At 46.4% G+C, this 11,092-nt stretch carries 8 protein-coding genes; 1 reads left to right on the top strand and 7 read right to left on the bottom strand.

Features of this window, described 5'->3' with window-relative positions:
- Positions 1-2,261: TIGR03960 family B12-binding radical SAM protein (locus ACUVJL_RS38090; protein ID WP_445250551.1), on the bottom strand; the 2,261-nt coding region annotated here is incomplete at its 3' end.
- Positions 2,262-2,401: 140 nt separating this feature from the next.
- Entirely contained in the window at positions 2,402-2,755 is a 354-nt protein-coding gene (locus ACUVJL_RS38095) for an STAS domain-containing protein (RefSeq protein WP_445250552.1), read from the bottom strand.
- Positions 2,756-3,137: 382 nt separating this feature from the next.
- Here ACUVJL_RS38095 and ACUVJL_RS38100 point away from each other — a divergent pair, with 382 nt between their 5' ends.
- The gene (locus tag ACUVJL_RS38100) at positions 3,138-3,335 is read left to right on the top strand and encodes a hypothetical protein (protein ID WP_015176637.1); all 198 of its coding nucleotides are present in this window, start codon (positions 3,138-3,140) and stop codon (positions 3,333-3,335) included.
- 441 nt (positions 3,336-3,776) lie between these two features.
- On the opposite strand, the gene ACUVJL_RS38105 is transcribed toward ACUVJL_RS38100, so the two are convergent.
- The 5 genes from ACUVJL_RS38105 to ACUVJL_RS38125 all read right to left on the bottom strand — a co-directional run bounded on the left by ACUVJL_RS38105 (position 3,777) and on the right by ACUVJL_RS38125 (position 11,085).
- Positions 3,777-6,605 (bottom strand): PAS domain S-box protein, encoded by a 2,829-nt coding sequence (locus tag ACUVJL_RS38105; protein WP_445250553.1) that lies wholly within the window; start codon positions 6,603-6,605, stop codon positions 3,777-3,779.
- A 278-nt stretch (positions 6,606-6,883) separates the two neighbouring features.
- Positions 6,884-7,054 (bottom strand): zinc ribbon domain-containing protein, encoded by a 171-nt coding sequence (locus tag ACUVJL_RS38110; RefSeq protein ID WP_445250554.1) that lies wholly within the window; start codon positions 7,052-7,054, stop codon positions 6,884-6,886.
- Positions 6,984-7,319 carry a zinc ribbon domain-containing protein gene (locus ACUVJL_RS38115; RefSeq protein WP_445250555.1) on the bottom strand — a complete coding sequence of 112 codons (336 nt, stop codon included), beginning with the start codon at positions 7,317-7,319 and terminating at the stop codon, positions 6,984-6,986. Before ACUVJL_RS38115 ends, ACUVJL_RS38110 begins: the two co-directional genes overlap by 71 nt.
- 150 nt (positions 7,320-7,469) lie before the next feature.
- Positions 7,470-8,015, bottom strand: coding sequence for a hypothetical protein (locus ACUVJL_RS38120; RefSeq protein WP_445250556.1), 546 nt, complete (start codon positions 8,013-8,015; stop codon positions 7,470-7,472).
- A gap of 625 nt (positions 8,016-8,640) precedes the next feature.
- Positions 8,641-11,085, bottom strand: coding sequence for an NHL repeat-containing protein (locus ACUVJL_RS38125; RefSeq protein WP_445250557.1), 2,445 nt, complete (start codon positions 11,083-11,085; stop codon positions 8,641-8,643).
- Positions 11,086-11,092 lie beyond the last annotated feature (7 nt).

Raw genomic sequence — 11,092 nt, forward strand, 5'->3', positions numbered from 1 at the left:
TGAAACCCGCCCGTAAAAGAAATGGGCAAATCCGCTCTGCGGACTACTCGATCGAACAATCGGATCAAATCCAAATGACCAACCAAAGCCATATCGCCCACCTTCCCGAACCAAACCCGAAAACGCTGTTTCCGCTCGGTATTCGGGACAAACTCCCCGGCAAACTCTGGAATTGGCAGCGCATCCACAACCACATTGTGTCCGAAATCGGTGCCGCAAACACCGCAGCGCGAACACCCTTCAAAGGAACAGTCGGGAACCGTCGCTGCTTCTAAAGCCTTTTGCAAGTCAATTTTCAGCCAGTTTTTGTCGATTCCCGTATCTAAGTGATCCCAAGGCAGGGCCTGATCAAGAGAGAGGGGGAGATTGGGGGAGGGGGAGAGGGGGAGAGTGGGGGAAGGGGAGAGGGGGATATTGGGAGAATTGGGAAAATCTTCCTTGATTTCTCTTCCTTCTTCCGACTTCCCTCGGACGACGGACATCGGACTGACATCCGTTACATCCGTTACATCCGTTACAGAATCCGTTGCCGAACTTCCTTCTTCCGACGGACATCGGACTTCTTCCTTCTCCTCTTCCTTCTCAAAAAGATTCCACTCGCCGTTTTCGACTTTGCGGTATTTCCAGGTAAGGCCCGATTCATCTATCGCCTGAGTCCAAGCTTTGTAAGCCTGATCCAAACTTTCCCACCACGCATCCATACCCGCGCCAAGTTCCCAAGCGCGGCGGACTACAGCAGCCAAACGTCGATCGCCCCGTCCGACAAAATCCTCCATTGCCGAAATCCGTACATCAGTGTAATTCACCTTCACGCCGCGCATCCCCCGAAATTCTCCCTTAAGGAGTTTTTGCTTGCGGGAAAACTCAGCAGTAGAAACCGAGTGCCACTGAAAAGGAGTGTGAGGCTTAGGCGTAAAATTAGAAATTGTCAAGTTAAAATTCAGTCCCCGCCGGCCATCGATCCTGCATTCCCTGTGCAGCCAGCGGACTGTTTCGGCGATGCCCAGAACATCAAAATCTGTTTCGCCGGGCAAACCAATCATAAAATACAGCTTGATTTTATCCCAGCCCCGATCGACCGCAGTTTTGACACCCCGGAGCAATTCTTCATTCGTCAAACCTTTGTTAATGATGTCGCGCATCCGCTGAGTACCAGCTTCCGGGGCAAAAGTCAAACCGCCTTGTCGCGTACCGCCGAGAATGTCGGCAATATTATCGTCAAATCTGTCAACCCGCTGGCTGGGTAGAGACAGAGAGATATTTTTATCTTTCAGGCGATTTTTGATTTCCATCCCGACTGCTGGGAGTGCCAGATAGTCGGAACAACTGAGGGAAAGCAGGGAAAACTCGCTGTGTCCGGTGGCTTGCATCCCCTGTTCGATCGCCTCGACGACTTGGTGCGGTTCGACATCGCGCGCGGGGCGAGTCAGCATTCCCGGCTGACAGAAGCGACAGCCGCGGGTGCATCCCCGGCGGATTTCTACTGTCAGTCTGTCGTGTACTGTCTGGACGTAGGGAACCAGGCCGATCGAATAAGCTGGTATCGGAGTCGCCACGCGGCGCAGAATTCGCCGGGGAACTTGCGGGCGGTTGGGATGAACAGAACCGTCGGCCGCCATATCGTAGAATTGCGGGACGTATACACCGGGAATTTGCGCTAAATCCAGCAGCAATGCTTCTCGGCTCAAATTATTAGTTTTGCCGAATGCCAAAATCAAGCCAATTTCTGGCAGCAATTCTTCTCCATCTCCCAAAGCGATGAAGTCAAAAAAGTCAGCGTAGGGTTCGGGATTGGAAGTTGCTGTTTGCCCCCCAGCAAAAATCAGCGGCATTTGACCGTTTTGGTCATTTGTCGCTCTTTCTTTCCAAGTTAGGGGAATGCCGGCCAAATCCAGCATTTCCAGAATGTTTGTTGCTCCGAGTTCGTAGCTGAGGCTAAAGCCCAGAATATCAAATTCTGTGAGCGATCGCCTGGATTCTACCGCAAACAGGGGAGTTTGAGTCGATCGCAGTTTTGCTGCCAAGTCTGGTGCGGGCAAATAAGCTCGATCGCACAACTGCCTCGGCAAAGCATTCAAAATGTTGTAAAGGATGATGTGCCCCAAATTGGAAGCACCAACTTCATACACTTCTGGGTAAGTGAGCACCCAGCGCACAGACGCCCCGTCCCAATCCTTGTGGGCAGCCCCCAATTCGTTTCCCAGATAACGAGCAGGCTGATTAATTTCTGCTGTAAGTAATTCTTCGACTTTTACTGCCACGGCTCGACTCGCTAAATATCTGCGACTCTTAAGCAGCCTACCTTAAAATCTGCCAACACGCCAACGACAGTCCTCTGTCTTTTGGGCCATTTAACCGAATTTGCTGTGTTTTGTTGCCTGTTGAAGCCGGTGAGGAGACTCTACCAGTGCTTGGAAGCGCAGGAGTTTTGGGCTTCAAAGCTATCGACGTTTTCAAATATCTTAAAAACTCGATCGACTTGGCTGAGTTCCAGAATCATCCTAATCCCGGGGGATACCGAGCAAATACTCAACCTGCGCCCCATTTTTTTCGCCTGCTTGAGGCCCGAAACCAATGCCATCAAACCGGCACTGTCCATAAATGTTACTTCGGCAAAATCTACCAGTACCGCTACAACCCCGGGGGCTGAAATTTCTGTCATTAGTTGCCGTCCAAATTCTCCGGAGGTGGCTGCATTCAGGTGCTCTAGGGGTCGAATCACCGTAATTGGTTTACGGGCAAGAAGTGTCTGCATAGGTCAAACCTGTGGTTACTAAGTATTTTTAACTACTGCGCTGGACAAAAGTAAGCCTAAACTTAGTTTATAAATCTGAGAGTAACTTACTCTGAGGGAAACTGAGCTGTTGTTTTCAGTAATTTTACTGAATCTTTATTTATTGACTCTTTTTTATGAAAGTTTGCGTAAGATTTGCCCAGGAATAGTAAGCTACTATACTATTTTTTCTTTATGGCAGCAGTTTACTCTTGGTAACTCTAAAAATTGCGATCGACCCTGCCCTAGCTGTTAGGTTAAACTGAACAATGTAATTGAAATCACTTGTTAGTTCTGATTTAGATCACGCGTTCGCTAGACTGTTCAGAGGAAAATTAAAGTGTACGGAGTTCTCCGACCTACTATGCAAGCAACTCATGCTATTCGTCAACTTGTAGAAAAAGCCCTCTACATTAAGCAGTTGACGCCTGACATTGAAAACGAAATCAACTACGAGCTCACCCGTTTGGGGTACATCTCGGATATTGATTATGAGGCTTTAGAGTTATTAATGGATGAAATGGATGCCGGCCGGGTGCAATTGGTATCTAGCCGTCGATAGTGGGAACCGGGCAACCACTTCACCTCAAAAAGCAAAAAAATCCTTGCAAGGCGGGAAATACAGGAGTGTCAGAAGCATTGACCCCCGGTCGAATATTTTTCAAATGAAGCACCTAGTTGCTGAACTTGAGATTGGAGGAGATACTGTTAAGGGCGATCGTCCCTGCACCTGTGCTCAAAAGCTAAAAATTTTGACCTAAATTAAATTTATAACTTTTGGGGCTTGACAAATTAGATTTAATTGTGACCGCTACTCATGCTTAATGAAGCACCTAGTTGCTGAACTTGAGATTGGAGGAGATACTGTTAAGGGCGATCGCCCCTGCACCTGTGCTCAAAAGCTAAAAACTTTGACCTAAATTAAATATATAACTTTTGAGGCTTGACAAATTAGCTCTAATTCGGACATCCCTCCTCACGGAGTCAATCTAAAATCTAAAATCTAAAATCTAAAATCGTTCGATCGCGCCGCCAAACTTGCCACCACCGCGACCAACTCAACAGGCTCGATCGGCTTGGGTACGTAAATTTGAAAACCTTGCTGCAGCGCCCGTACCCGTTCCTCTACCCTACCAACCGCCGTGAACGCCAATGCCGGAATTTCCCTGTCCGCCACGAGCTCGCGCACTTGCGGAAGCAGATCCTCTCCATCAGGGGCCGGAATCTCGATATCGATCGCCAACACATCCGGATTCAGCCTTTCAATCGCTTCCAGGGCTTCCATTCCCGAGCTAGCTGTCTCCACCAGGGCCCCGCAATCTTCGAGCACTGTACACGCAAAATCCAGGGAATCCGCATCGAGATCCACCACCAACACCCGCACTCCAGAAAGATTGCTGCTGACAAAAGACTTATTTACACGGACTCGCGCCTTGGTTGGAGGAGCCCCAAACTCCCCGGATCCGGAAACAGAAAGTCCGCAGTCGCTATGCGGCTGTTTAATTGGCAATCTCACCAAAAAGCTCGCTCCCTGTCCCTTGCCGGCCGATTCCGCTTGCACCGTCCCCCCGTGCATTTCCACAAAATGGCGCACTAGGGCCAAACCCAAACCCAATCCGTTGTAAGGTCGCTTTGTAGAACTGTCAGCTTGGCTGAACCGATCGAAAACGTGGGGCAAAAACTCTTCCGTAATCCCTTGTCCCGTGTCACTGACCTCAAGTTCCACATTAGTCACCGACAAATTTTTACAGCAAGCGGATTCGTCAGGGGCAGGAGTCTCCTCCAGCCTCCGCAGCGCCACCCTCACCTGTCCGCAATCGGGAGTAAACTTAATCGCATTCGACAGCAAATTCCACGCCACCTGTTGCAAGCGGCCCGAATCGCCAAAAATCCGCCCCGCAGTTTTGTCGAAATCCGTCACAATTTCAATATTTTTTGCCCCAATCGCGGGCGCGAGAGTCTTTATCGCAGCCTCAACAGTCGAAATCAAATCCACCCACCGCAAATTCAGCGACAGTTTGCCGGTAATAATCTGCGACACGTCCAACAAATCCTCGATCAGAGTTGCCAGCGAGCGCGTATTGCGGTCGATCGTTTCCAGAGCCCGAACAGTCGTTTTTTCGTCAAACTTGCGGTTGCGGAGCAGTTGCGCCCATCCCAGCATCGCATTCAGCGGCGTCCGCAATTCGTGGGACAAAGTTCCCAGAAACTCGTCTTTAATCCGGTTCGCCCGCGCCAATTCCTCGGCTCGATCGTGCAGTTCTCTTTCCAACTGCTTGCCAACCGTCAAATCGAGAATAAAAGCCACAGATTCTTGTCGGTTTTGGGCGAGCAAAACATATCCGATCAACACCGGAATCCGGCTGCCGTCTCTCCTCCAGAATTCCTTCTCGTAGGGAGTGCAAGCCCCCGTTGCTTGTGCCTCTTCAATCCCCTTCTCGTCGAGAGACTGGTACTCCCGCGGCGTCATGTCAATCCAGTTTAATTCCCCGCGCAGCAACTGTTCCCGCGTGTAACCAACTATCCGCAAAAATTCATCGTTGGCCTCCATGATACCGCCGTTAACATCTCCGAACATAATCCCCATCAAGTTAGCTTCCACCAACATTCTCAGCTTTTCTTCGCTAGCTTTGAGTGCAGATTCTGCTTGCTTGCGATCGCTAACGTCTTGGATGTAAGCCGACAAACCAGAATCCGAAGGATAAAAACGCACCTTCAACCACTTATCCCATAACGGCACGAATTCTTCATACTCGATCGTTACCTTTTCTGCTAATGCTTTGGCAACCATTTTGGCAAACGGTAAATCGACAGCCCAGGGAAATATATCCCAAACATTTTTACCGATCAACTCGGCTTTTGACTTGCCTAAAAGCTCTTGAGCTTTTTGGTTGACATAGGTGTAGTTACCCTTTAAATCCATCGCGATAAAAGCGTCGGTAATGCTTTCGAGAATGCTAGTAATTCGATTGTTTGCCGATTGCAGCGCTTTAGCTGTTTCTTCTGCTTGCAACCTGGCTGCTTGTTCGCGCGACAAAGCGGCAACGCGTTCTTGTTCTGCCAGTTTTCGATCGCTAATATCGATGTAAGAACTGATGTAACCTGCAAAAGTGCGATCGGGCCTGTACCGGGGTACACCCGTACCCAAAACCCAGCGGTATTCCCCGTCATAGCGCCTCAGGCGGCATTCGATCCGGTACTCGCTGCGATCGTCGAAAGCTCTCCGGTAAATATCCCGACATTCTGGCAAGTCATCGGGGTGCAAGCTTTCCATCCAACCAGTACCCATTTCTTGCGCCAAAGTTCTACCGGTAAACTTCAGCCAAACTTTGTTAAAGTAATCGCCAAGTTGGTCAGTGTCCGACATCCAAATCATCACCGGCGCGGTATCTGCCATAATCCGAAATCGAGCTTCGCTTTCCTGCTGCTGTGCTTCGGCTTGCTTGCGATCGTTCCGTTCTTGAACTTCCCGCAGGGCCCGCTGAATCGACGGCACTAGGCGCATCAAACGGCGTTTGAGAACATAATCAGTAGCGCCGCTTTTCAAAGTTTCGATCGCCACTTCCTCGCCCAAAGTAGCCGACACAAAAATAAACGGCACTCCCGGAGAAGTAGCGCGGGCGATTTCCAGCGCTACTTCTCCGTTAAAACAAGGCAGCATATAATCTGCCAAAATAATGTCAAAACAGTGTTTTTCCAGCGCCGCGGCAAAGTCTTCCCGAGTTTCCACACACAGCAGAGAAAATTCTAGACCGCCATCGGTTAGATATGCCTCAATCAGTTCGGCATCTAGGGGGCTGTCTTCTACTAAGAGGATATTGAGCTTTTTCACAAAAATTCCTTTTACTTAAATATCAGTAATGCGGACAGTATTTGATTGCCAGCCGTAAAATAAGGGTTTCAATGCTCCAAGGCAAGTTCGCTACCAACGGAAAATCCGGGGTTTCAGCCTCCGGACTAAAAACTGTCCGGACTCTTGAAATATATTTTACTTAAATATTTCCTCGAAATCCCTTGAATATTTCCCTTCTTTACTGCTGCATAAAATCTATCTAAACTTAACCAAAGCCGTCTTGAGATAATTAGTGTTTAATTCCTACGCTGTTGGGTCTAACGTAGTGGAGGGACTCGGCTATCCCAAGATAAGTAGGCTATCCCCCTGCCAAGGGTTGCCAGTTCCAAAATGTTGATACTGGCGTTTAAATCACGGTCAATCGAGATACCGCAGGATGGACAATCGTAAGTCCTGATACGAGGGTTGCGTATCTTGTTTGTTACCACAGATCGAGCAAGTCAAAGAGCTAGGAAACCATCGATCGACTAGCACTCTTGTTGCCCCATACATCTTGCACTTATATCCAAGTTGACGCCTGAATTCATAAAAGCCCAGGTCAGATATAGCCAAGCCAAGTTTATGATTAGCCATCATTCCTTTCACATTCCACCCTCCAATATTAATCAGTTTTAAACTTTTAAATGTGGGAGTTTTCAACTTCTGTAATAACTCCTTACGAATGCCAGATAGCCCGGAGTGAATCCGCGTCATTTTATTGTAGGTTTTGCGCTCGTTATTAGCTCCTTTTACTTGTTTTTAAGCTTTATGTTGTAATATTGCTCGCTTGCTTTAACGGTTTTGAGACCTCAATAAATTGATTTTTTGACATCGTAGCAAAGGCTGTAATTCCTAGGTCAATCCCTACTGATGATTGGGTTTGTTGGACTTCTTTGCACTCCCCGTCAACGGAGAATGAGACTTTCCCAACGACTTCCTTCTTTTGATAGGGTAAAAGTCTGGGAAACTTTCACCACATTCCACTGGCTCATGGCCCGGGAATGTCCCTACTGTAGGCATCTTAATCGTATTCCCAGCATTCAGTACAACAAGAGGATTTGACGAATCTACTGTAAATGATTGACTATCTCGACGACTAGCGAATGTTGAATGACCTGACAAGGATGAGCGATACCGATTAAAAGCATCCTTTAAATCAATTAATGCGTTTTGGTATACTCGGCTAGACAATTGATTCATCCAAGCAAATCCCGGTTGTTTTTTGACGTGCTTGGTTAAAACTTTTTTGAGTTCGTTAATCACTTTCGAGTCGGAAAGCTTGAGGCCACCATACATTTGAGTCCGAAGACTCAATCCCATATTAAAAACAACCCGTCTCAATCCTGCGTGTTTCGCCATCAAAGTCGCTTCTCTATTATTTAATTTGAGTGTTCCTTTGATAGCAAACATACTTAGACCTACCTAAAGTTGTGTTTGATGGGGTACAGTTTCGATGCCTAGACTTATTTAACACTCCAACTAATTTTCCCTACTCTGCAATTTTCCACAGTAAAAATTCCTGTAAAGATTAACTCTGAGTAAGTTTAGCAAAGTATTTGGCGATTTCGTTGAAATCAATTTCGATCGCCGATCTAAAGAAAAGATCAAAAATTGCTCCGCTTTCTGCTGGAACCTCTGCCCCGGTTTGCCGGTGGATCGCGAGAGCCGATAAAAAAACTATCTTTTTGAGTCCGGGAGGCACAAAAACCCGGTTAAGAGTCAAAATCCGAGGTTGTGAGCGATCGATGTTAACCCTAAAACCTGGTTTTTGACCTTATTTGCGTCTATAACTATTTATATATCCAATGCAGAGGAGCAAAGGCATCTATCCCAAGATGGAGCTTGGCAAACTCGCTCTCATTCAGAAACCGGATTTCTTAAAAAAAGTATTTTTTTATTTTCAGCCAATAAGTTAAATGCGTTAGTCTTGGACGCGCAAAAACCCGGTTTCTACACAGCGTAGTTAGCCGTACCCTTACGGTAGCTAAGTATGTATTTTTTGTCAAAATTTGTTCATCTAATTTTCAATTAGAGGCTAAGCGAGCGACACAATACTAGCTCGATTGTAAGGCAATCTATTAGTCGGCAAAACTTCCAGATTAATTTGCAAGGAATCCAAAGCCGAATTTTGGGCCAGCACCTGTTGTGTCAAACTCTTATTAAGAATTTCCCAGAAATCCGTTTCATTTGGATAATTAGTCAAGAAATTGTCGATGCTTGTGTAAATCGGCACAAAGTCTAGATATTCATCCTGCCTAATTCCGGGTTTGTACTGATATTTGACATCAATATTGAGGTTATTCAAACCCTGGTGAGCGATCGAGTAATTCGGAATCTTGAAATCCCAGGCTTCACCTAATTTACCATCTTGAGTGCGAGTAACGGTACTGCTGCGCTCGTAAGGCAATCGGTTCGTCGGTAAAACATCCAAATTAACCGTCAGCGACGAAATGGTCGGATTGTCAGCAAGCACTTTTTCGGTCAAATTTTTGTTAACAATTTCCCAAAAATCCGTTTCGTTTGGGTAGTTGACTAAAAAATTTTCAATACTCTTGTAAATCGGCACATAATCAGGATACTGATAATTTTGAATCCCCTCTTTGTACTTATAATTTACATCAATATTCAGGTTGTTTAACCCTTGATGATTAACTGGGTAATTTGCCAATGTAAAATTCCATTTCTGCGTCAGTTGAGCATCGGACGGAAAGAAAGCAATTCCTATTGGACGCTGTAGCTTGCTGTCGGGAGGGACAAAAATAGAACTGTTACTCGACCCAGGGTTTCCCGATATGGGCAGCGGTTCGTCAGTCTTGCCATTATACCGCAAAACAGCGCCGGCACTGTTAGCATTAGCGCGGTTGTCAAAGCCCAGTACAAACAAATTGCCGATCGGCGAAAAAGCCAAACTACCTAGATAATTGCTACTGGGCGAAGTATCAGTATAATTGGTAGATAAAACCTTGACCAATTCCCCGGTTTTTAACTTGTAGCGTCTGATATCGTTAGCAAAATCGCTGACATAAAGGTCGCCGTCAGCCGGGCCGATTGCCATTCCCAAAAGACTTGTAAATCCCTGACTGCGAGGCGAAGGATCGGGCGAAGCAAAGATACTTGACTGCCCGGTTTGCGGGTTGTAACGCAGCACCTGACTGGGGAAACTTGCGCTATAATCTGCTTTACCATCGCGAGCAACACTGCCCTGCGTTGTCACGTACAAATTGCCATCAGGAGCAAACAGTAAACCGTTCGGACCATTCAATCCTCCCGCTTGCTGATTTCCCGAAGCAAATACATCAATAAACTGTCCTGTTTTGCCGTTGTATCGGAGAATTTGGTACCTCAAAAAACTGTTGACATAAAAATTACCGTCAGGGCCAAAAGCTAAACCGTAAGGGCGAAACAATCCGCCAGTTTCATCGCCCGCCGTGTTCGGATTATCACCGACAAACTTGTCAATAAAGGTGCCAGTAATTCCGTCATACCGCAATACCGCAGATGCTGTCGGTTCTCCCGAATTTCCGGGCTTGTCGCCGCTAGCAACGTAAATGTCCGACTTATCATCGCCATTGCCATCTGGCCCAAAAACGATCTGATCGGGATTGGACAAACCACCGCTTCCTGGTGGAATAAATTCGCCTAGAAAATTGCCGGTATTGCCGTCAAATCGAAGTACATTATTTCCCCTGCTATTGCTAACTAGGAAAGTTCCTTGAGGATTGCTGGGTTGAGTGCGAGTAACTTTGCTGGTGCGGTTGTAGAGCAAGCTTTGGCTTGGCAAAACGTTAATATTGATATCAATTGCCGCCAATGTAGGATTTTCATTGAGGATATTTTGAGTCAAGTTTTTATTGACAATTTCCCAAAAATCTGTTTCGTTAGGATATGTGGTTAAAAAGTTATCAACGCTCTTGTAAATTTCTCGAAAATCTGGATATTCATTTGGGGTGATTTCCGGCTTGTACTGGTAACCTATATCAATATTGATCTTGTTCAATCCTTGGTGAGTAATTGCGTAGTTTTTTAAGGAAAAATTACCATTTTCTTTGATTTGACCGGAACGACTGCGGAAAACGGTACTTGTTCGATCGTAGGGCAATCTGTCTGTTGGCAAAACTTCTAGTTGAATGCTAATATCTGTCAGTACCGGATTTTCATTAAGCACCTTTTCTGTCAAATTTTTGTTAACAATTTCCCAAAAATCTGTTTCGTTCGGGTAGTTAACTAGGAAGTTATCAATACTTTGGTAAATTGGCACAAAATCTGGATATTCGTTTTTGGTAATTCCCGGTTTTAAGCCGTAATCAACTTTGATATTTAGGGTGTTTAAACCTTGGTGGTCAATGGTGTAATCTTTAAAATTGAAAGCCCATTTTTCTGAAGGTGATAGGGAAGAAGTTTGGGATTGCGCGAGTTCGGGCCCGCCACCAGTAGACCTCTTGCAAAAATAACTAGGACGGGCAAGATGCCCATCCCACAAGAGTTAT

It is taken from the genome of Microcoleus sp. OTE_8_concoct_300 (assembly GCF_031383065.1).
Lineage (GTDB): Bacteria > Cyanobacteriota > Cyanobacteriia > Cyanobacteriales > Microcoleaceae > Microcoleus.